At 60.3% G+C, this 21,602-nt stretch carries 15 protein-coding genes, 3 tRNA genes and 5 pseudogenes; 11 read left to right on the top strand and 12 right to left on the bottom strand.

Annotated features, from left to right (window positions below; genetic code table 11):
• The first annotated feature begins 50 nt into the window (after nucleotides 1-50).
• Nucleotides 51-808: pseudogene (gene xni, locus ABOC21_RS04590) on the top strand (flap endonuclease Xni).
• Nucleotides 809-911: 103 nt separating this feature from the next.
• On the opposite strand, the gene fucO reads toward xni, so the two are convergent.
• Both fucO and fucA read right to left on the bottom strand, forming a co-directional pair.
• On the bottom strand, nucleotides 912-2,060 hold the full coding sequence (gene fucO / locus ABOC21_RS04585) for a lactaldehyde reductase (RefSeq protein ID WP_426812093.1): 1,149 nt from the start codon (nucleotides 2,058-2,060) through the stop codon (nucleotides 912-914).
• A 27-nt stretch (nucleotides 2,061-2,087) separates the two neighbouring features.
• Nucleotides 2,088-2,735, bottom strand: coding sequence for an L-fuculose-phosphate aldolase (gene fucA / locus ABOC21_RS04580; protein WP_426812092.1), 648 nt, complete (start codon nucleotides 2,733-2,735; stop codon nucleotides 2,088-2,090).
• Between the two features lie 567 nt (nucleotides 2,736-3,302).
• Between fucA and fucP the strand changes: the two are divergent.
• The 5 genes and pseudogenes from fucP to fucR all read left to right on the top strand — a co-directional run bounded on the left by fucP (nucleotide 3,303) and on the right by fucR (nucleotide 9,091).
• Nucleotides 3,303-4,614: pseudogene (gene fucP / locus ABOC21_RS04575) on the top strand (L-fucose:H+ symporter permease).
• Between the two features lie 30 nt (nucleotides 4,615-4,644).
• The gene (gene fucI / locus ABOC21_RS04570; protein WP_426812091.1) at nucleotides 4,645-6,420 is read left to right on the top strand and encodes an L-fucose isomerase; all 1,776 of its coding nucleotides are present in this window, start codon (nucleotides 4,645-4,647) and stop codon (nucleotides 6,418-6,420) included.
• Between the two features lie 52 nt (nucleotides 6,421-6,472).
• Nucleotides 6,473-7,892 (top strand): annotated as a pseudogene (gene fucK / locus ABOC21_RS04565) (L-fuculokinase).
• Nucleotide 7,893: 1 nt separating this feature from the next.
• Nucleotides 7,894-8,316, top strand: a complete 423-nt coding sequence (fucU, locus tag ABOC21_RS04560; RefSeq protein ID WP_095098716.1) for an L-fucose mutarotase — start codon at nucleotides 7,894-7,896, stop codon at nucleotides 8,314-8,316.
• A gap of 58 nt (nucleotides 8,317-8,374) precedes the next feature.
• Nucleotides 8,375-9,091, top strand: coding sequence for an L-fucose operon activator (fucR, locus tag ABOC21_RS04555; protein WP_426812090.1), 717 nt, complete (start codon nucleotides 8,375-8,377; stop codon nucleotides 9,089-9,091).
• A 62-nt stretch (nucleotides 9,092-9,153) separates the two neighbouring features.
• Here the strand turns inward: fucR and rlmM are convergent.
• The 3 genes and pseudogenes from rlmM to gcvA all read right to left on the bottom strand — a co-directional run bounded on the left by rlmM (nucleotide 9,154) and on the right by gcvA (nucleotide 11,582).
• Nucleotides 9,154-10,256, bottom strand: a pseudogene (gene rlmM / locus ABOC21_RS04550) (23S rRNA (cytidine(2498)-2'-O)-methyltransferase RlmM).
• Entirely contained in the window at nucleotides 10,249-10,644 is a 396-nt protein-coding gene (locus ABOC21_RS04545) for a DUF423 domain-containing protein (protein WP_426812089.1), read from the bottom strand. The pseudogene rlmM and the gene ABOC21_RS04545 overlap by 8 nt, the downstream one beginning before the upstream one ends.
• Before the next feature lie 19 nt (nucleotides 10,645-10,663).
• Nucleotides 10,664-11,582 (bottom strand): annotated as a pseudogene (gene gcvA / locus ABOC21_RS04540) (glycine cleavage system transcriptional regulator GcvA).
• Nucleotides 11,583-12,016: 434 nt separating this feature from the next.
• Between gcvA and csdA the strand changes: the two are divergent.
• Both csdA and csdE read left to right on the top strand, forming a co-directional pair.
• Nucleotides 12,017-13,222 carry a cysteine desulfurase CsdA gene (gene csdA / locus ABOC21_RS04535; RefSeq protein WP_426812088.1) on the top strand — a complete coding sequence of 402 codons (1,206 nt, stop codon included), beginning with the start codon at nucleotides 12,017-12,019 and terminating at the stop codon, nucleotides 13,220-13,222.
• Entirely contained in the window at nucleotides 13,222-13,662 is a 441-nt protein-coding gene (gene csdE / locus ABOC21_RS04530) for a cysteine desulfurase sulfur acceptor subunit CsdE (protein WP_426812087.1), read from the top strand. Before csdA ends, csdE begins: the two co-directional genes overlap by 1 nt.
• 19 nt (nucleotides 13,663-13,681) lie before the next feature.
• Here csdE and tcdA read toward each other — a convergent pair whose 3' ends face one another.
• Entirely contained in the window at nucleotides 13,682-14,488 is an 807-nt protein-coding gene (gene tcdA / locus ABOC21_RS04525; RefSeq protein WP_426812086.1) for a tRNA cyclic N6-threonylcarbamoyladenosine(37) synthase TcdA, read from the bottom strand.
• A gap of 67 nt (nucleotides 14,489-14,555) precedes the next feature.
• A complete protein-coding gene (gene mltA, locus ABOC21_RS04520) occupies nucleotides 14,556-15,653 on the bottom strand; it encodes a murein transglycosylase A (RefSeq protein ID WP_426812085.1) in 1,098 nt (365 codons plus the stop codon).
• A gap of 214 nt (nucleotides 15,654-15,867) precedes the next feature.
• Here mltA and ABOC21_RS04515 point away from each other — a divergent pair.
• From ABOC21_RS04515 to ABOC21_RS04505, 3 genes are all read left to right on the top strand, one after another.
• A tRNA-Met gene (locus tag ABOC21_RS04515) sits at nucleotides 15,868-15,944 on the top strand.
• Nucleotides 15,945-15,992: 48 nt separating this feature from the next.
• Nucleotides 15,993-16,069, top strand: a tRNA-Met gene (locus ABOC21_RS04510).
• Between the two features lie 44 nt (nucleotides 16,070-16,113).
• Nucleotides 16,114-16,190, top strand: a tRNA-Met gene (locus ABOC21_RS04505).
• A 166-nt stretch (nucleotides 16,191-16,356) separates the two neighbouring features.
• On the opposite strand, the gene cobS is transcribed toward ABOC21_RS04505, so the two are convergent.
• From cobS to cobD, 5 genes are all read right to left on the bottom strand, one after another.
• The gene (cobS, locus tag ABOC21_RS04500; protein WP_426812084.1) at nucleotides 16,357-17,100 is read right to left on the bottom strand and encodes an adenosylcobinamide-GDP ribazoletransferase; all 744 of its coding nucleotides are present in this window, start codon (nucleotides 17,098-17,100) and stop codon (nucleotides 16,357-16,359) included.
• On the bottom strand, nucleotides 17,097-17,642 hold the full coding sequence (gene cobU, locus ABOC21_RS04495) for a bifunctional adenosylcobinamide kinase/adenosylcobinamide-phosphate guanylyltransferase (RefSeq protein WP_426812083.1): 546 nt from the start codon (nucleotides 17,640-17,642) through the stop codon (nucleotides 17,097-17,099). Before cobU ends, cobS begins: the two co-directional genes overlap by 4 nt.
• Nucleotides 17,636-19,159 carry a cobyric acid synthase gene (locus ABOC21_RS04490; protein ID WP_426812082.1) on the bottom strand — a complete coding sequence of 508 codons (1,524 nt, stop codon included), beginning with the start codon at nucleotides 19,157-19,159 and terminating at the stop codon, nucleotides 17,636-17,638. Before ABOC21_RS04490 ends, cobU begins: the two co-directional genes overlap by 7 nt.
• 53 nt (nucleotides 19,160-19,212) lie before the next feature.
• The gene (gene cbiB / locus ABOC21_RS04485) at nucleotides 19,213-20,172 is read right to left on the bottom strand and encodes an adenosylcobinamide-phosphate synthase CbiB (RefSeq protein WP_426812081.1); all 960 of its coding nucleotides are present in this window, start codon (nucleotides 20,170-20,172) and stop codon (nucleotides 19,213-19,215) included.
• Nucleotides 20,173-20,506: 334 nt separating this feature from the next.
• Nucleotides 20,507-21,592 carry a threonine-phosphate decarboxylase CobD gene (gene cobD, locus ABOC21_RS04480; protein WP_426812080.1) on the bottom strand — a complete coding sequence of 362 codons (1,086 nt, stop codon included), beginning with the start codon at nucleotides 21,590-21,592 and terminating at the stop codon, nucleotides 20,507-20,509.
• Nucleotides 21,593-21,602 lie beyond the last annotated feature (10 nt).

Here is a 21,602-nt window from a genome sequence, read left to right as displayed (position 1 = left end):
CCAGGTCGGCGGGCCGCTCATCCGCCGGGCTAAATGATAAGGAGAGACCTGTGGCCGTTCATCTGTTAATCGTCGACGCGCTCAATCTGATCCGCCGCATTCACGCGGTGCAGGGTTCACCCTGCGTTGACACCTGCCTGCACGCGCTGGAGCAGCTGATCGTCCATAGTCAGCCAACCCACGCGGTGGCGGTATTTGATGATGACGATCGCGCCCACAGCTGGCGGCACCAGCGTCTGGCGGAATATAAGGCCGGCCGCGCGCCGATGCCGGAGACGCTGGAGGCCGAAATGCCCGCGATCCGCGCGGCGTTTGAACAGCGCGGAGTACGCTGCTGGGCCTTAGCGGGCAGCGAAGCCGACGATCTCGCCGCCACCCTGGCGATGAAGGTCGCCCTGGCCGGGCACCAGACCACCATCGTCTCCACGGATAAAGGCTACTGTCAGTCTGCTTTCGCCCACGGTTCGCATCCGCGACTACTTCCAGAAGCGCTGGCTGGACGCCCCCTTTATCGCCAACGAGTTTGGCGTGACCCCGCAGCAGACTGCCTGACTACTGGGGTCTGGCGGGCATCAGCAGCTCGAAAGTACCGGGCGTGGCGGGGATTGGGCCGAAAAGCGCCGCCCAGCTGTTAACCGAGTTTGCGGATCTGGAGGGAATTTACGCCCACCTCGACAAGGTTGCGGAGAAGTGGCGCAAGAAGCTGGAAGAGCATAAAGAGATGGCGTTCACCTGCCGCGAAATCGCCCGTCTGCAGACCGATTTACAGCTCGACGGCAACCTGCAGCAGCTGCGGCTGACTGCATAGTCGGTGTCGCTGGCATAGTCGGTATAGCTGGTATAGCTGGCGGCCGCCGTTTAGCCGGAAAGGGCGATACCAGCATCGCCCTTGCCCCCGGCAGCGGCAGCGTTTACCAGGCGGAGTGGTAAAGCTCGATAATCTCCGTCAGGCTGGCTTCCCGCGGGTTGCCGCCGGTGCAAACGTCATCAAACGCCGCCTGCGCCAGCGCCGGAATATCCTCTTTACGCACCCCGACATCGCGCAGATGCGGCGGGATCCCCACGTCACGATTGAGTTTACACACCGCCTCTACCGCCGCCTGGCGTACCTCCTCTTCGCTTCTGCCTTCAACTTTTTCGCCCATGGCCCGGGCGATATCGGCAAACTTGCCTCCGCAGTACGCGGCGTTATAGCGCATCACGTGGGGCAGCAGAATGGCGTTGGCCACGCCGTGCGGCGTGTTGTAAAACGCGCCTAAAAGATGCGCCATGCCGTGCACCAGCCCGAGGCCGACGTTGGAAAAACCCATCCCGGCAATATACTGTCCCAGCGCCATCGCCTCACCGGACCGGCTCTCGCCGGCCACCGAGCCGCGCAGCGCGCCGGCAATAATCTCTATCGCTTTCAGGTGCAGCGCGTCGGTTAGCGCCCAGGCCGCCCGCGTCGTGTAGCCCTCGATGGCGTGAGTCAACGCGTCGACGCCGGTGGCGGCTTTCAGCGCCGGCGGCATCCCGTCCATCATGTCGGCATCGATAAACGCGACCTGGGGAATATCGTGCGGATCGACGCAGACAAATTTACGCCGCTTTTCCTCATCGGTGATCACATAGTTGATCGTCACCTCCGCCGCGGTTCCGGCGGTGGTCGGAATAGCCATAATCGGCACGCTCGGGGCGCGGGTCGGCGATAGCCCTTCCAGGCTACGCACGTCGGCAAACTCAGGGTTAGCGCTGATAATCCCCACCGCCTTACAGGTATCCTGCGGCGAGCCGCCGCCGATGGCGATCAGGTAGTCCGCCCCGCTCTGCTGAAAAACCCGCAGCCCCTCCTGCACCACCGCGATCGTCGGATTGGGGATCACGGCGGAAAAGATCTCCCACGCCAGACCGGCGGCATCCATCCGGTCGGTGACCTTGCTAACCGCGCCGCACTGAACCAGCGTCTTATCAGTGACAATCAGCGCTTTACGATAGCCGCGACGCTTCACTTCGTCGGATAATGCCGCTATCGCCCCTCGGCCAAACCACGCCGTTTCGTTCAAAATCATTCTGTTCGCCATCGCCCGTCTCCTGTGTGTCGTGCGGGATCACTCTTCGATACGTAGCCCATAGGTTTTGAATTTTTCCAGCACGATGGCTATCGCTTCGTCATCCAGTACCGGCACCGGATCGATAATCGCCAGCGTGCTGAGGTACAGCTGGGCCAGCACCTCCACCTCGTGCGCCAGCCACAGCGCTTTTTCCAGACTCTCTTCACAGGCAATCAGCCCGTGATGCTGCAGCAGGGTCGCCTTGCGGTTTTTTAGCGCGACGGCCACATATTCGGAGAGCTCGCGCGTGCCAAAGGTGGCGTAGGGCGCGCAGGGAATCGAGTTGCCGCCGGCGGCGGCAATCATGTAGTGGATCGCCGGAATGGGCCGGTTAAGGATCGACACCGCGGTACAGTGCACCGCGTGGTTATGCACCACCGCCTGCGCGTCGGGGCGGGTCTGGTAGGCCGCCATATGGAAACGCCACTCGCTTGACGGCAGTTTGCCCTGCTCATGCTTGCCGTTGGCGTCAATCCAGACGATGTGGGATTCGGTGAGCTTTTCATACGGGATGCCCGTCGGCGTAATCAGCATGCCGCCTTCATAGCGCACGCTCACGTTGCCTGCGGTTCCCTGATTCAGTCCCAGCCGGGTCATTTCCAGGCAGGTATCAATAATCTGCCGCGCCAGCGTATTTCGTTCCATTATTTACCTCTCTCAGCGTTTCAAAACAGACCAACAGAATCCTCACGTAACATCATCCCGGCTCTGTCGAATTAATCGGATATTTGCTTACCATCATCATATTGAATAATCAGAATGGAATTGCCATCAGCGTATTCTGTGACCGCCGTCAATTAATCGCCGAGAATAAATAAAACGCCGGTTATTCCCTCCCAAAGAAAACTGCCCGTTATTATTTTTCTTTTTTAATACGGGCATTTTTCTCCGCCTTTAAAAATTGCCCGTTTGCGCAGTAATAAATTAAATCGGGCAGCACCGCTGTGGCTTTTAAATTAAATAGTCTCAAACGGTCATCGTTTTAGATAAATTAAAGTGATGCTAATCACATAAAGCTATAGTCTTCGGGCTAAATGTGACCGCCATCATATTAAAAGGCATTGTTTATTTGAAAATGAATTCATGAGTTCATCCATGAGAGCATTTTATTCGCTGCCGCTTAATCGGAACTCACCTTGTTTTGCCGGCTGGAGAGAGTTGCCAGCCGCATGCTAAAGATGCTGGATACGCTTCTGAACTGATGAGGATGCTATGGGAAACACAACAATACAAACGCAGAGTTTTCGTGCGATAGATGTCGGCCAAAGTAAACGCTATATTATTCCATTCGCTCTGCTGTGCTCGCTATTTTTCCTGTGGGCCGTTGCCAATAACTTAAATGATATTTTACTGCCGCAGTTCCAGCAGGCTTTTACCTTAACTAACTTTCAGGCCGGGCTGATTCAATCCGCATTTTATTTCGGCTACTTCATCATTCCGGTCCCCGCCGGGATCCTGATGAAAAAGCTCAGCTATAAGGCCGGAATAATTACCGGGCTGTTTCTTTACGCCCTCGGCGCCGCTCTATTCTGGCCAGCAGCAGAAATAATGAATTACACTTTATTTCTGCTTGGCCTGTTTATTATTGCCGCCGGACTGGGATGCCTTGAAACCGCCGCCAACCCTTTCGTTACGGTCCTTGGCCCGGAAAGCGGCGGTCATTTCCGCCTCAACCTCGCGCAAACCTTTAACTCCTTTGGCGCCATTATTGCCGTCGTCTTTGGGCAAAGTCTTATTTTGTCTAACGTGCCGCATCAATCTCAGGAAGTGCTCGATAAAATGGCCCCCGAGCAGCTCAGCGCCTATAAGCACAGCCTGGTGTTATCGGTTCAGACGCCGTATATGATTATCGTGGCGATCGTACTGCTGGTTGCCGTACTGATCGCACTGACCAGGTTCCCTTCCCTGCAAAGCGACGACCACGGAGATAGCGCCCAGAGCCTCTTTGACCGCCTCCTTCTCCAGGCTGGTGCGCATTCGCCACTGGCGCTGGGCGGTTCTGGCGCAGTTCTGCTACGTTGGCGCGCAAACGGCCTGCTGGAGCTATTTGATTCGCTATGCTATCGAAGAGATCCCCGGCATGACGCCCGGCTTCGCCGCGAACTACCTGACCGGCACCATGGTCTGCTTCTTCATCGGCCGCTTTAGCGGTACCTGGCTCATCAGCCGCTTTGCCCCGCATAAAGTGCTTGCCGCCTACGCCCTGCTGTCGATGGCGCTGTGCCTGATTTCCGCGCTCAGCGGCGGGCATATCGGCCTGCTGGCGCTCACCCTGTGCAGCGCGTTTATGTCGATTCAGTACCCCACCATTTTCTCTCTGGGGATCAAAAATCTGGGACAGGACACCAAATACGGTTCGTCGTTTATCGTCATGACCATTATTGGCGGCGGGATCGTCACGCCGGTCATGGGCTTTGTCAGCGATGCGGCGGGCAATATCCCGACCGCCGAACTGGTCCCGACGCTGTGCTTCGCCATCATCTTTATTTTTGCCCGTTTCCGTTCACAAACGGCAACCAACTGAACATTTTCCGCATAACGTGAGGAGTCTGGAATGAAAAAAATCAGCTTACCGAAAATAGGCATTCGCCCGGTCATTGACGGACGTCGCATGGGCGTACGCGAATCGCTGGAAGAGCAAACCATGAATATGGCGCAGGCCACCGCCGCGCTGATCGGCGAGAAGCTTCGCCACGCCTGCGGCGCGCAGATCGAGTGCGTCATTGCGGATACCTGCATCGCCGGTATGGCGGAGTCGGCGGCCTGCGAAGAGAAATTTAGTCGCCACAACGTCGGCGTAACCATTACCGTCACCTCCTGCTGGTGCTACGGCAGCGAAACCATCGATATGGACCCGCTGCGCCCGAAAGCCATCTGGGGCTTCAACGGCACCGAGCGCCCGGGGGCGGTCTATCTCGCCGCCGCGCTGGCCGCCCACAGCCAGAAGGGCATTCCGGCCTTCTCGATCTATGGTCACGACGTTCAGGACGCGGACGACAGCTCGATCCCTGCGGACGTCGAAGAGAAGCTGCTGCGCTTCGCCCGCGCCGGGCTGGCGGTTGCCGCCATGAAGGGCAAAAGCTATCTCTCCGTCGGCGGCGTATCCATGGGGATTGCCGGCTCCATCGTCGATCATAACTTCTTCGAATCCTGGCTAGGCATGAAGGTGCAGGCGGTCGATATGACCGAGCTGCGTCGGCGCATCGACCAGAAAATCTATGATGAGGCGGAGCTGGAAATGGCGCTGGCGTGGGCGGATAAAAACTTCCGCTACGGCGAGGACCAGAACGCCAGGCAATACAAACGCAATGCGGAGCAGAGCCGCGCCGTCCTGAAAGAGAGCCTGCTGATGGCGATCTGTATCCGCGACATGATGCAGGGCAACGCGAAGCTGGCGGAGAAGGGCCTGGTAGAAGAGTCGCTGGGCTATAACGCCATTGCCGCCGGTTTTCAGGGCCAGCGCCACTGGACCGATCAATACCCGAACGGCGATACCGCCGAGGCGCTGCTGAACAGCTCATTTGACTGGCACGGCGTGCGCGAGCCGCTGGTTGTCGCGACCGAAAATGACAGCCTTAACGGGGTGGCAATGCTGCTGGGCCACCAGCTCACCGGCACCGCCCAGGTCTTTGCCGACGTCCGGACCTACTGGTCGCCGGAGGCGGTCAAACGGGTGACGGGCCAGCCGCTTACCGGGCTGGCGGAACACGGCATTATCCACCTGATCAACTCCGGTTCCGCGGCGCTGGACGGCTCCTGTAAACAGCGCGATGCCGAGGGCAATCCGACCATGAAACCGCACTGGGAAATTTCGCAGCAGGAGGCCGACGCCTGCCTCGCGGCCACCGAGTGGTGCCCGGCGATCCACGAGTATTTCCGCGGCGGCGGCTTCTCCTCGCGCTTCCTCACCGAAGGCGGCGTGCCGTTTACCATGACCCGGGTGAACATCATTAAAGGCCTCGGGCCGGTTCTGCAAATCGCCGAAGGCTGGAGCGTCGAGCTGCCGAAAGAGATGCACGACCAGCTGGACGCTCGCACCAACTCCACCTGGCCAACCACCTGGTTCGCGCCGCGGCTGACCGGCAAGGGCCCGTTCTCCGACGTCTATTCGGTGATGGCGAACTGGGGGGCCAACCACGGCGTGCTGACCATCGGTCACGTCGGCGCGGACTTTATCACCCTCGCCGCCATGCTGCGCATTCCGGTCTGCATGCATAACGTGGAAGAGGCGAAAATCTATCGCCCTTCAAGCTGGTCGGCGCACGGTATGGATACTGAAGGTCAGGACTACCGCGCCTGCCAGAACTATGGCCCGCTGTACAAACGTTAATACGCTTCCGCCCTTTCATCCTGAAAGGGCTTTTTTTGTTGCAGGAGCAATGATGAAACAAGACGTTATTCTGGTCCTCGACTGCGGGGCAACCAACGTCCGGGCCATCGCTGTCGATCGGCAGGGGAAGATTGTCGCCCGCGCATCGACCCCCAACGCCAGCGACGCCGCAGCGGAAAACGGCGCGTGGCACCAGTGGTCCCTGGAGGCGATCCTGCAGCGCTTCGCCAGCTGCTGTCAGACGCTCGCGGCGGAGCTGGCCGCCTGTCGCATTCGCGGTATTACGGTCACCACCTTTGGCGTGGACGGCGCGCTGGTCGATGAGCGCGGCGCCCTGCTCTACCCGACGATCAGCTGGAAATGCCCGCGCACCGCGGCGGTGATGCACGACATCGGGCGAATCATGCCGGCCCGGCGGCTGCAGGAGATCTCCGGCGTCGGGGCCTTCAGCTTCAATACCTTATATAAGCTGGTGTGGCTGAAAGAGAACCACCCGCAGTCTGCTGGAAAAGGCGCACGCCTGGCTGTTTATCTCATCGCTTATTAACCACCGCTTAACCGGCGAATTCACCACCGATATCACGATGGCGGGTACCGGCCAGATGCTGGATATTCACCGGCGGGAGTTCAGCCCCGAGATCCTGCAGGCCGCGGGGATCCCGCGCCGGCTGTTCCCTACGCTGGTGGAAGCGGGAGAGAAGATTGGCGCCCTCCAGCCCGATGCCGCCGCGCTGCTGCAGCTCCCCGCGGGGATACCGGTATTCTCCGCCGGGCACGATACGCAGTTTGCGCTGTTTGGCGCCGGCGCGCAGCAGAATGAACCGGTGCTCTCATCCGGCACCTGGGAAATTCTGATGGTGCGCAGCGCCGAGGTTAACACCTCGCTGCTGAGTCAGTACCCCGGCTCAACCTGCGAGCTGGACAGCCGGCCCGGACTAACCAACCCCGGGATGCAGTGGCTGGCGTCCGGCGTGCTGGAGTGGGTCCGCCAGCTGCTATGGACGCCGGAGACGCCGTGGCAAACGCTGATTGAGGAAGCGCGCCTCATTCCCGCCGGCGCCGAAGGCGTGAAGATGCAGTGCGATCTGCTGGCCTGTCAAGACGCAGGCTGGCAGGGCGTAACGCTGAATACCACCCGCGCACACTTTTATCGCGCCGCGCTGGAGGGCTTAACCGCCCAGTTGCAGAGCCACCTGCGCACCCTGGAGAAAATCGGCGGCTTTAAGGCCAGCGAGCTTCTGCTGGTGGGCGGCGGCAGCCGCAACGCGCTGTGGAATCAAATAAAAGCCAACGCGCTCGATATGCCGGTTAAGGTTCTGGACGACGCTGAAACAACCGTCGCCGGCGCGGCGATGTACGGCTGGTTTGGCGCGGGCGAGTTTGCCAGCCCGGAGCAGGCCAGAGCCGAGGTGCGCTACCAGTACCGCTATTTTTATCCACAAACCGAACCTGAACTGATAGATGAGGTATGACATGCTAAAAACGATCTCGCCACTCATCTCCCCCGAGCTGCTTAAGATCCTGGCCGAGATGGGCCACGGGGATGAAATTATTTTTTCCGACGCCCACTTCCCGGCCCACAGTATGGGGCCGCAGGTCATTCGCGCCGACGGCCTGCAGGTCAGCGACCTCCTGCAGGCGATCGCGCCGCTGTTTGAACTCGACGGCTACGCGCCGCCGCTGGTGATGATGGCGGCGGTTGCCGGCGACGCGCTCGATCCCGGCGTTGAGCAACGCTATCGCGATGCGCTCTCCCGGGAATCGCCCTGTCCGGAAATCACCCGCATCGATCGCTTTGCCTTCTACGAGCGGGCGCAAAAAGCCTTTGCGATCGTTATCACAGGGGAACGCGCGAAGTACGGGAATATTCTTTTAAAAAAAGGAGTAACGCCGTAATCTCATGCCGGAGCGCCCGCCTGATGCGGGCGTTTATTGACTGACAGGGTGAGAGAAAATGAAAGCGGCACGCCAGCAGGCGATAATAGATCTGCTGATCAACCATAGCAGCCTGACGACTGAAGCCCTATCGCTGCAGCTCGCGGTCAGTAAAGAGACCATTCGTCGCGACCTCAGCGAGCTGCAGTCGCAGGGCAAAGTGCTGCGTAACCACGGGCGCGTCAAGATCATCCACCGGCAGAGCCAGGATAGCGGCGATCCGTTTCATATTCGCCTCAAAAGCCACTATGCCCACAAAGCCGATATCGCCCGCGAGGCCCTTGCCTGGATAGAAGAAGGGATGGTTATCGCCCTCGACGCCAGCTCCACCTGCTGGTTTCTGGCCCGTCAGCTCCCCGACGTCAACCTGCACGTGTTTACCAACAGCCAGCCTATCTGCCAGGAGCTCAGCAAGCGCGAGCACATCCAGCTCACCTGCTCGGGCGGCACCCTGCAGCGTAAATACGGCTGCTACGTCAGTGCCTCGCTTATCCCGCAGCTCAGGTCGCTGGAGATCGATCTGTTCGTTTTTTCCTGCGAAGGCATCGACAGCAACGGCGCGCTGTGGGATTCAAATACGGTTAACGCCGAGTTCAAATCCCTGCTGCTCAAGCGGGCGGCGCAATCTTTACTGCTGATCGATAAGAGTAAGTTTAATCGCTCGGGCGAGGCCAGCATTGGCCACCTCAATGACGTAACGCACATCATTTCCGATGAGCCCATCGCGGCAAAATAGCGGCAGGAAGCGGAAGAAGAGAGCCCGGATAGCGGCGCCACTATCCGGGATACGACGCCAAATTAGCGCTCGTCGCGACGGCCGCCGACGGCCGCCCACAGACGACGGACGTGAACCGTCACTTCTTCGCGATCGTGATACAGCTGGCGTGCCTGAATCTGCGCATTGATGCCGTGTTCATCCAACTGCTCCTGGATGTAGGCCAGATTGCGCGACAGGCTCTTCATAGCGCTTTTTCATCGGTAGCTTCAGGTTGAAGATAGTCTCGCGGCACCAGCCGTTGACCAGCCACTGCGCCATCAGCGCCGCCACCTTAGCCGGTTTTTCTACCATGTCGCACACCATCCACGAGATATTGTTACGGGTCGGACGATAGCGAAAGCCGTCTTCGCGCAGCCAGGTCACCTGCCCGGTATCCATCAGGCTCTGCGCCATCGGGCCGTTATCGACCGACGAAACCCACATGTTGCGCTTCACCAGCTGCCAGGTCCAGCCGCCGGGACAGGCGCCAAGATCCACCGCATACATGCCGTTGGCCAGCCGCTCATCCCACTCATCGGCCGGGATAAAGACGTGGAACGCCTCCTCCAGCTTCAGCGTAGAGCGGCTCGGGGCATCGGCAGGGAATTTAAGCCGCGGGATCCCCATATAGAACGGCGAGTTGTTGTTGGAGTAAGAGTAGCCGGCATAGCAGCAGCCCGGAGCGATAAAGAACACGTGCACCACCGGACGCTTCGACGTTTCGTAGTTGGTCAGCACGCCCGCTTCGCGCAGGGCCCCGCGCAGCGGAACCGTAAACTTGCGGCAGAACTTCATCAGACTCTTTGCTTTCATTGGTATCGGCCACTTCCACCCGCAGGTCGCCGCCCTTCTCCACCACGCCCTGCAGCATGCCGACAATCGGCGTGATGCGATCTTCCGGCGGCAGGTCGCGCAGCAGCTCGCCCACCACAAACATCTGGCGGGCAAAAACCAGCGAGCTGAACGGCAGCTCGCGCGCCAGCTTGTCGCCATCTTCCGCCTGATAGCATTCAAAAACCACGTACCCGGCGTTATCTTTGACGCGGGCAAAACCAAACACCTCAAGGCGGGACGCCTTATCGGTAATTTCTGCTGCGCACTCCTTCTCAAACCCGGGGCGACAATAGAGGACAACCTTATTCATTAACAACGCCCTTACGTTTCAGACGAATTGCACCAATTAACATTAAAATCCAGCCGGCGAGGAAGCTAACGCCTCCCACCGGCGTAACGAACGCCCACAGGCGCAAATGCGACAGCGCCAGGCAGTAAAGGCTGCCGCTGAACAAAACGGTACCCAGCGCCATAAAGACGCTGCTCCAGTAGAACCAGATGCTGATGCGGCGCTGCATCGCCACCGCCAGGCCAAAAATGGCCAGCGTATGGAAGGCCTGGTACTCAAGGCCGGTATGGATCCAGCCCATTTCCGCCACGCCCAGCGACCGGCTTAACACGTGCGCGCCGAAGGCGCCCAGAGCAACAAAGATAAAACCGCTTATCGCGGCGAATATCAGCATAAAACGGCTGGTCATGTTATTACCCTACAATCATTTATTGTTCGTAACGAAAGCGAAATTTTTCTTGTTCACTCGCCGCTTTCGCCAGTATCCACTGCCGGAAGGCGGCTATTTTACCCAGTTCAGCCTGGCTGTCATGACAAACCAGATAAAAGGCATTTTTGCTGACCAGAACATCATTAAACGGGCAGACCAGGCGGCCGGCCTCGATTTCAGACTGGGACATCACGTTATTGGCGAGAGCCACTCCCTGCCCGTGGATGGCCGCCTGCAGCACCATCGCGCTGTGGCTGAAAATCGGCCCCTGCTGGACGTTAATATGGCTTAGACCCAGGCTGGCGGGTATAAGTTTGCCAGTCGCGGCGGGAAGCATCGTGCAATAGCGTATGTTGCGCCAGATCCGCAGGCGTTTTCAACGCCTTGTCACCGGTCAGCAGCATCGGCGAGCACACCGGCAGCAGATACTCGGCGTACAGTTTTTCGACGCGCAGCCCCGGCCAGTTGCCGCGGCCGTAGAAAATCGCCACGTCAACGTCATCCGCCAGCTTATCCTCCTGACGGTCCACCGCCTGGATTCTGACGTCGATTCCCGGATAAGCTGAGTTAAAGCTTGAAAGGCGCGGGACCAGCCACTGAATCGCAAAACTGGGCAACAGGCTGACCGTTAACGCCCCTTTTGCGCTTCGCGCCTGCAGTTTACGCGTCGCCTCCGTCAGCTGCGAAAAAATCTCTTTAATATCCTGAAAATAGCTCTGGCCCTCTTCCGTCAGCAGCAGCGATCGGTTGCGCCGCCGAAACAGCTTCAGCCCCAGAAAATCCTCTAGTGACTTGATTTGGTGACTGACTGCGGCCTGGGTCACAAAAAGCTCATCGGCTGCGCGAGTGAAGCTTAAATGACGTGCGGCTGCATCAAAAACACGTAATGCATTCAGAGGTGGTAATCGCTTTGACATGGTTATTCTGGCTTAGATGTTAAGGCAATTTAACAAACAGGAAACAACAGTTAACCTATTAGTTTTTTTTATCTGAGACATTATAATTTGTCCGTTGAGGTTCTACCAGAAAATACCTATAGTGGCCGCACTTCCTGAGCCGGAACGAAGAGCTTTTTTTTGGAATGCGTGTTCCAACAAGCTTTTGGCTTACGGTTGTGATGTTGTGTTGTTGTGTTTGCAATTGGTCTGTCTTTGCGGACCATGGTGGCTAAGCTACCCCTTTTCACTTCCTGTACATTTACCCTGTCTGTCCATAGTGATTTAATGTAGCACCGCAACGCGCGGTGCTTTTTTTTACCCTCAATTTCCCCTCTATTCCCTGTCCCGCGCTGGTCAGCCTTGCCCTGACGGATAAATTGCGCGACGATCGGCGTATTGCAACGAGGAGTTCCATGAACGCATTCAATCCCGCTCAGTTTCGCGCGCAGTTTCCTGCTCTGGCCGATGCCGGCGTTTACCTTGATAGCGCGGCGACGGCGCTAAAGCCGCTGGCCGCCATCGATGCCAGCGATCGCTTCTATCGCCTCAGCGCCGGTAACGTGCACCGCAGCCAGTTTGCCGCCGCCCGGCGCCTGACCGAACGTTATGAAGACGCCCGCGAGCGCGTCGCGGCGCTGCTAAACGCGCCGTCGGGCAAAGATATCGTCTGGACCCGCGGCACCACCGAGGCCATTAACATGGTGGCGCAGAGCTACGTTCGCCCGCGCCTGCGGCCCGGAGACGAAATCATCGTCAGCGAAGCGGAGCATCACTCCAATCTGGTTCCCTGGCTGATGGTGGCGGAGCAAACCGGCGCCCGGGTGGTGAAGCTGCCCATCGGCGCCGATCGCCTGCCCGACGTGGCGAGCCTGCCCTCCCTTATTACGCCGCGCAGCCGGGTGCTGGCCATTGGCCAGATGTCGAACGTGACCGGCGGCTGCCCGGACCTGGCGCTGACGATCCGCCTCGCGCACGAGGCCGGAATGGTGGTGATGGTCGATGGCGCCCAGGGCGCGGTGCATTTCCCGGCCGACGTTCAGGCGCTGGATATCGACTTTTACGCCTTCTCAGGCCATAAGCTGTACGGCCCGACGGGGATTGGCGCGCTGTATGGTAAAAGCGCGCTGCTGAACGCCATGTCGCCGTGGCTCGGCGGCGGTAAAATGATTACCGAAGTCACGTTCGCGGGTTTTAAAACCCAGCCCGTGCCCTATCGGCTGGAGGCCGGCACGCCAAACGTCGCCGGCGTCATCGGCCTGAGCGCGACGCTGGAGTGGCTGCAGGAGACGGACGTCGCCCAGGCCGAAAGCTGGAGCCGCAGCCTGGCGACGCTGGCTGAAGACGAGCTGACGAAGCGTCCCGGCTTCCGCTCCTTCCGCTGTCAGAGCTCAAGCCTGCTGGCGTTTGATTTCGCCGGCGTGCACCACAGCGATATGGTGACGCTGCTGGCGGAGTCCGGCATCGCGCTTCGCGCCGGGCAGCACTGCGCCCAGCCGCTGCTGGCGGCGCTTGGCGTCAGCGGAACCCTGCGCGCCTCGTTTGCGCCTTATAATACCCAGGATGATGTTTACGCGCTGGTGCATGCCGTTGACCGCGCTCTGGAAATTTTGGTGGACTAATGACGACTCCCAACCTGCAGAACCATCCGTTTGGCACCGCCATCACCGAAGCGACGCTGCGGCAAACCTTCGCCCCGCTGAGCCAGTGGGAAGATAAGTACCGGCAGCTGATTGTGTTAGGCAAAAAGCTGCCGCCGCTGGCGGACGAGGCTAAAGCCCGCGCGACGGAGATTGCCGGCTGTGAAAACCGCGTCTGGCTGGGGCATAGCGTGCGCGACGGTCGGCTGCACTTCTTCGGCGACAGCGAAGGCCGGATCGTTCGCGGCCTGCTGGCCGTGCTGCTGACCGCCGTTGAGGGTAAAAGCGCCGCCGAGCTGCTGAACCACGATCCGCTGGCGCTGTTCGATGAGCTGGGGCTGCGTGCGCAGCTGAGCGCCTCTCGCGGCCAGGGACTCGCCGCGCTGGGCGCGGCGGTGCTCGCGGCGGCCCGCGAGGCTTAACCTGCAATAAGAACGGCGCTTAGCCCTGGCGCCCGGCTTTCGCCAGCATCTTCTTCAGCGCGTGGGATACGGCGACAAAGCCAAAGGTGGCGGTAACCATCGTTGCCGCGCCAAAGCCCGACGCGCAGTCCATCCGCTTAGGTCCTTCCGCGCTGCTTTTCATCGCGCATACGCTGCCGTCGGCCTGGGGATAAACCAGCGCCTCGGTGGAGAACACGCAGTCGATGCCGAGTTTGCCCTTACTGTTTTTCACCACCCCGAACTGGCCCTTCAGGCGCTCGCGCAGCTTCGCCGCCAGCGGGTCCTGGATAGTTTTCGCCAGGTCTGCCACCTGAATCTGCGTCGGGTCAATTTGCCCGCCCGCGCCGCCGGTGGTCACCAGCGGCACCTTATAGCGACGGCAGTACGCAATTAACGCCGCCTTCGGCCGCACGCTATCTATCGCGTCAATCACGTAGCTGAAGCCCGCGCCCATATATTCGGCCACGTTCTCCGGCGTCACGAAGTCGTCAATCACCGTCACCTGACATTCCGGGTTGATCAGCCGGATGCGCTCGGCCATCACCTCGGCCTTCGCCTGCCCGACGTTGCCGCCCAGCGCATGAATCTGCCGGTTGGTGTTGGTGACGCAGACGTCGTCCATATCGATAAGGGTGATGGCGCCAATTCCGGTTCGGGCCAGCGCCTCCGCGGCCCAGGAGCCGACGCCGCCGATGCCCACGACGCAAACGTGCGCGTCGGCAAAGCACTGCAGCGCTTTTTCACCATACAAACGCGCCGTACCGCCGAAACGCTGGCGCCAGGCGTCGCTAATTACAACAGACATATAACCTCAGAATAAAAGGCAGGCTCCCCGACGCGCGCGTGCCGTCGGGGAGCCGGAGAAAGGAGAGTTAACCGCTAAAGACGTTGCCCGCACCCGGAGCGTTTTTCAACACCCAAACGCGGCCATAGTGGTTATACCAGCCTGCGCGGTGCCCGGCCTCCGCGCCGATACCCTGATAGATATCGAAGTGCTGGCCTTTAATCGCGCCGCCGACGTCCAGCGCAACCATCAGGCGCAGCTCGTACTGACCGTTAAACTTGCCGCTATTATCCAGCAGCGGCACTTCCGCCAGCAGAGTGGTGCCCGCCGGGATAATGCTGCGGTCAGAGGCGACCGACGCGCGGCCAATCAGCGGCACCGCGCTGGCGCCCTTCACCGGGGCGAAGGATTGCGGCTTAAAGAAGACGAAGGACGGGTTCTCTTCGAGCAGCGCGCGAACTTCAGCTTCGCTATGGGTTTCGCCCCATTCGCGGATCGCCTGCATCGACATATCTTCTTTCTTCACTTCGCCGCGATCGATAAGCACCTTGCCGATGCTGCGATACGACCAGCCGTTCTTCCCGGCATAGCTGAAGAAGTTCAGCGGCGAGCCGTCGCCAAAATCAATATAGCCGCTGCCCTGAACATCCATAATGAAGTTGTCCATCAGCGAGTTGCTGTAAGCCAGGATATAGCTGTCGCTCAGCCCGCCGGCGTAGATGCTGGCGCGAGACGGAAGCTTGCCGCGCTTCGGCGGCATGCGGTAAATAGGATACTGGAACTCACCCTGACGGGTGTGGCGCGCCTGCACCACCGGGGTGTAGTAGCCGGTAAACTGCACGTTGCCGTAGCTATCGGCGCCCTGCATCTGCCAGGCGTCAATGCCGAACTGGCTCAGCGTGCGGGTATCGCCGCCGGCGCGTAGCCACTGCTGCAGGGAGTTATAGACGTTACTCTGGCTATTATAGAGGCGCGGAGAGGCGCTGCGGATCTGTCTGACCTGTTCGGAGAAGTCGCCCGCGTTAATCGGCGTACCGACCGCATCAGGCTGGTTAACCAGTGAAAACGGCTGGGTGAGCTTTCCTTCATTATACTGCTGACCGCGATCGGTCGGTTTCGAGGAGCAGCCGGCGAGCATCGCCAGTATTGCTCCGGTTGCCACATACTTTGCCCAACATCCTTTCATGGTATCTCTTCTTTTGCTGCTCAGTACCGGTTGGTGATGAGGGAAGATAACAAACCGGCAGGGCTATTGAAATGCGCGATAGCAGCACAAATACAAAATCGGCTAAAAAACGCGCTAAAAACGATTCTTTCTACATCATTCATTACAAAATTATCGATTTAGCAGAAAAAGGGTTGCATCAAAACGTTAGCAGAGTATAGTGCGCATCCACGGACGCGGGGTGGAGCAGCCTGGTAGCTCGTCGGGCTCATAACCCGAAGGTCGTCGGTTCAAATCCGGCCCCCGCAACCAATTAAAATCAGAGAAGTAAGCTTTACTCGATGGAAGAGTAAAGACGGACGCGGGGTGGAGCAGCCTGGTAGCTCGTCGGGCTCATAACCCGAAGGTCGTCGGTTCAAATCCGGCCCCCGCAACCAACTAAAATCTGATGCAAGTTTACTCGATGAAGAGTAAAGACGGACGCGGGGTGGAGCAGCCTGGTAGCTCGTCGGGCTCATAACCCGAAGGTCGTCGGTTCAAATCCGGCCCCCGCAACCAACACAATAAACACCCTGGCGGGTGTTTTTTTGTTTCTGCGTCCCCCGCACGATAGCCTCAGCCCGGCCGGTTCACCGCGCCGCACAACCTCTCTTCGCGCCAATACCTGGATCCGGCCTCATCGCCAGATGCGCCATCGCCGCCTGCAGCCATGGCGCAGGCTGACCTACAGCAGCGCCAGCAGGAAGACCAGCTCGCCGAGCTCAATGGCCGCCCCCAGCGTATCGCCGGTTTGCCCGCCGAGGGTGCGCTTTAAGAGCTGGCCGAGAATGAAAATCGCCGCTACGGTGACCGCCAGCGCCGCCACTCCGCGCATGCCCGGCAGCAGCACGGCGGCCAGAATCGCCGCCAGACCCAGGGTCACGCAGGTTTGGCGCCCGCTCACCTTGCCGATGAATACGTTGCCCAGCCCCTCTTCCCGCGCGTAGCGCTGACGGTACATCAGCAGCACGCTGGTCCCCCGCCCTGCCGCGCAGGCCGCCGCCAGCGCCGCCAGCATCGGCGTGCCGCGCAGCGCCAGTTCGCTGACCACCAGCACCTTCGCCAGCAGGACAAAAACCAGCGCCAGCCCGCCGTGGGTTCCCAGCCGGCTGTCGCGCATGATCTCCAGCATCCGTTCCCGACCACGGGCGGAAAACACCCCATCGCAGGTATCGGCCAGCCCGTCGAGGTGGAAGCCGCCGGTAAGCAGCGCCAGCGCCAGTACGGCAAACAGCGCCGCCAGCGGGAGCCCGCACCACGACTGCACGGCGAGAAACAGCAGGCCGCTCAGTAACCCCAGCAGCGCGCCGACCACGGGAAAGGTGACAATGCCGCGAACGTAGCGGTCGATATCCAGCCCCTGCGACCAGCGCTCCGGTACCGGTAAACGGCTGAGAAAAGAGAGCGTTGCCCAGAATAGTTTGATCATTTTATTTTGACTCCAATACCTGATACCACCAGCCAGACCTCATCCGCAGCCGCCGCCAGGCGCTGGTTAACCCGGCCGGCGATATCGCGAAAATGCCGCGCAAGACGATTCTCGGGGACAATCCCCATGCCCACTTCATTGGTGACCACCACGATCTTCGCCGGGGAGCGCTGGCAGGCGGCGATCAGCGCGTGGATCTCGTCGTCGATCGTCCGCTCCATCGTCGCATAATCCCAGCCGTCGGGATCGCTGTCGCCGCCTTGGGCAAACAGCAGGTTGGTCACCATGGTGGTGATACACTCCAGCAAAATAGCTTCGTCGGGATCGCCGCGTGGGGTAATCAGCCGATCAAGATGCTGCCAGCCCTCGACGGTGCGCCAGTGCGCCGGCCGGCTATCGCGGTGGTGCTGGATCCTCGCGGCCATCTCCTCATCAAAAATCTGCGAGGTGGCGAGATACAGCACCTGCGGTGAGCCGGCGATCAGCGCTTCGGCGTGACGGCTTTTTCCGCTGCGCGCGCCGCCGGTAACCAGAATCAGCATGATGGCTCCTGATGCTGCTGCATAATGTGGTAAATTTTTTCAATATCAATATGTTGACGCATTGCATCCGCCAGAATATCGAACTGCTGCGACTTGTACTGCGCGTAGTGGAGGGTGCTATCCAGCGCCGCCAGGCCTTTGCGCAGACGCAGGCCGTTGACCAGCGCGCGGGTGAACTCATCGCTGTCGAACAGGCCGTGCAGGTAGGTACCAAACGCCAGCCCGTCGTCCGTCATCGCCCCATCCGCCACCGGCCGTCCCTCTTTTTCCAGCTGCAGCAGCGGCCGGCAGTCGCCCTGGCGGGTCGTTTCGCCCATATGAATTTCGTAGCCGCGCACGCGCAGCGCGGAGGCGCCCGCCAGCCAGCCCGGAAGCGCGGCCGCCATCGTCGCCTCAACCAGCGTCGTGGTTTTATGGCGGGCAAACTGCGTCACGGTATTGAGCAGCCCCAGGCCGGGTAACATGCCCAGCCCGGACTCCACGTCATCGAAGATGGTCTCACCGAGCATCTGGTAGCCGCCGCAGATCCCCAGCACCGGGATCCCCTGCCGATGCGCCTGCAGCACGCCCTGCTCCATCCCGCTTTCGCGCAGCCACTGCAGATCCCCCAGCGTATTTTTGCTGCCGGGCAGGATCACCAGGTCGCTCGTCGTCAGATCCTGGGGATGACGGACGTAGCGCACGCGGACGTCCGGCTGCGCCGCCAGCGCGTTGAAATCGGTGAAGTTGGACGTATGCGGCAGCTGAACCACCGCAATCTCAATCTCCCGCTGCGCGGTGCTCAGGTATTTTCCCTTCTGCAGCGCTACGCTATCTTCATCTTCCAGCTCGACCTCCAGCCACGGCAGCACGCCCAGCACCGGAACGCCGGTCAAAGCTTCAATCTGTTCGATGCCCGAGTACAGCAGCGCCACATCGCCGCGGAACTTATTGATGATCACCCCTTTCACCCTGGCGCGCTCCTGCTCCTCAAGCAGCGCCAGCGTCCCGTAGATGGCGGCAAACACGCCGCCTCTGTCGATGTCGGCAACGAGGATCACCGGACACTGCGCCATCTCCGCCATGCCCATATTGACGATATCGCGATCGCGCAGGTTGATCTCCGCCGGGCTGCCGGCGCCCTCCAGCACCAGCACGTCATACTCCTGCGCCAGGCTGCGGTAAACCTCAAGGATCTGCTCGCGCAGCCGCGGCTTGTACTCGTGGTAGCTCACCGCGTCCATATGGGTCGCCACTTTTCCCATCAGCACCACCTGCGCGCTGAGATCGCTGGTCGGCTTTAACAGTATCGGGTTCATGCGCACGTCCGGCGCGATGCCCGCCGCTTCGGCCTGAAAGATCTGCGCCCGTCCCATCTCTTTGCCATCGGCGGTGATGCCCGAGTTCAGCGCCATGTTCTGTGATTTAAACGGCGCCGTGCGCAGGCCGTCCTGGTAAAATATTCTGCACAGTCCCGCCACCAGCACGCTTTTTCCCACGTCGGATGCCGTACCCTGCAACATGATTGCCCGCGTCATAAGGCCTCCTTTATCGCGTTCTGTCGCCTTCGCATTAACACTCACCTTTCGCTTTACGCCGCGCCGGCCAGCAGATAGCGCGCCAGCATAAACAGCGCCAGCGCCAGGGTTGATGCCACCCACATCAGCCGGATTGTGCGGGGGATGTCGTCGACTGAAATGTCGCGCACGTCGTCGCCAATCCACGGCTTTTCTACCCGCTGGCCAAAATAGTTGTTTGGACCGCCCAGCCGGATCCCCAGCGCGCCGGCTACGCTGGCTTCCGGCCATCCGCAGTTGGGGCTGCTGTGGTTATAGCGATCGCGCCAGCCGATACGTACCGCTCCGGGACCATCGTTGCGGCATAAGAAGGCCGCCATACTCAGCAGCAGCCAGCTCAGACGAGCGGGAATAAGGTTGGCGACATCGTCAAGGCGGGCGCTGACCATGCCAATGGCGCGATACTTTTCGTGCTTGTAGCCCACCATTGAATCGAGGGTATTCACGGCTTTGTAGGCCATCGCCAGCGGTGCGCCGCCGATCAGCAGGAAGAAGAGCGGGGCAATAATGCCGTCGACGGTGTTCTCCGCCACCGTCTCCACCACCGCGCGGTTAATCTGCTCCGGCTGGAGCTGAGACGTGTCCCGCCCGACGATCCACGAGAGCTTCTCGCGGCTCTGCGCCAGGTCGCCCGCGCGTAGCGGACGTTCAACCGCCCGGGCGCAATCCGCGAGGCAGCGGCCGGCCAGCAGCGTAAAAATCATCCACACCTCAAGTACCCAGCCAAGCCAGGGATGGATGCTCTCCGCCAGCGTCAGCGCGCCCCAGGATACGCCCCACGTCAGCCCCACCACCACCAGCCACATCAGCGCGCCGCCGAGGCGCAGCGCCCTGTCGCTATGGCAATAGCGCCTGACGACGCGTTGCACGCCGGTAATGAGGTGGCCTATCCAGCGTACCGGGTGGGGCCAGCGCGGCGGATCGCCGATGATGATATCGAGGAGCCAGGCAGCGCACCAGGCAAGCAGCGTCATCGCGCGAACCTCGAAGGCGCCTGCCGGCGTACGGAAATAGATGAATGGAGTCCTGCCGCCATACCCGGTTCCTGTTCAGGGCGGTCGGGGGGGATAAAGGTGCGCCGCGGGATCCTTTCGCCGGTACGCCTCTGAACACCCTACTTACCACCGAGATTGTTGGTGATGACCAACGGGCAGGATTTCTGGCTTAGCGTCAGCATCGCAGCGGCGGAGAATTTTGCTCCCGTCGCTGGCGCCCGTTGGTTTCTATCGCGAAAGCGTCCTGAAGCTCTGGCGTTCGCTTAATAAGGAACGGCATTATGCCACACGGATGCGCCGACGGCTTGCGAAGTCAGACGTTGGGGGAAAGGATCTGCGCCAGCGCCGCCAGCAGGCGTTGATTCTCCTCCGCGCTGCGGATCGCCACGCGGAAATAGCCAGCCCCGAGGCCGGGATAGTTGGCGCAGCTGCGAATCAAAATATGCTGCTGCAGCAGCGCATACTGCAGGTCGATGCCCGACATATCGAGGCGCAGAAACAGATAGTTTGCCTGGCCCGGATAGACCGTCAGGCCGGGAATCTGGCGGAGCCGCTGGTAAAAGCGCGGCCCCTCTTCGCCCAGCCACTGCCGGGTTTTCTGCTGGTAGACGCGATCCTGCAGAATGATCTCCCCGGCCAGCGCGGCGAACGCGTTAATTGTCCACGGCATTTGCCGCTCGCGCATCCGGGCGACGGCGCGTTCATCGCCGTTGACCAGATAGCCCAGGCGCAGGCCGGGGATAGCGTAGAACTTGGTCAGCGAGCGCAGTACCCAGATATGCGGGTTATCGCGCAGCAGAGGAATAAACCCCGGCTGGTCGGGAATAAAATCGATAAAGGCCTCATCGAGGATCAGCGCGATGCTTAGCGCTTTGCAGCGCGCGGCAATCGCCGCCAGCAGCCGGCGATCCGGCAGCAGGCCGGTTGGATTGTTGGGCGTACACAGGAACAGGCAGTCAAGATCCGGCGTCAGGGCCGCAAGAAGAGCCTCGGTCAGCTGCCAGCCGTCCTCTTCCCGCAGCGCGAACTCGCGGATCGCGCAATCCACCGAGCGCAGCGCGCGGCGATATTCGGCAAAGCCGGGCACCACAATCATCGCCTGACGCGGCTTCAGGCCGTTTACGACGGTGAAAATCGATTCGGTTTCGCCATTGCCTGCGACGATCCACGAGGCGGGAATATGATGGTGTTCGGCCAGCGCCTCGTGCAGCTGCTGATAGTCGACGTCGGGATAGCGCTCCGCGCGCTCAAGATTAGTAATCAGGGCGCGTTTCAGGCTTTCAGGCATGCCCAGCGGATTAATGTTGGCGCTAAAATCGAGCAGCAGCTCGGGCTGAATGCCCAGAAGCGCCGCCGCCTCCCGCGTATTGCCGCCGTGGGCGCTCTGTAACAGGGCCATCTCCGCTCCT

Origin of the sequence: Klebsiella sp. WOUb02, from assembly GCF_050058015.1 — a bacterium.
Classification (GTDB): Bacteria; Pseudomonadota; Gammaproteobacteria; order Enterobacterales; family Enterobacteriaceae; genus Klebsiella.
This window is presented reverse-complemented; position numbering and strand designations above follow the sequence as displayed.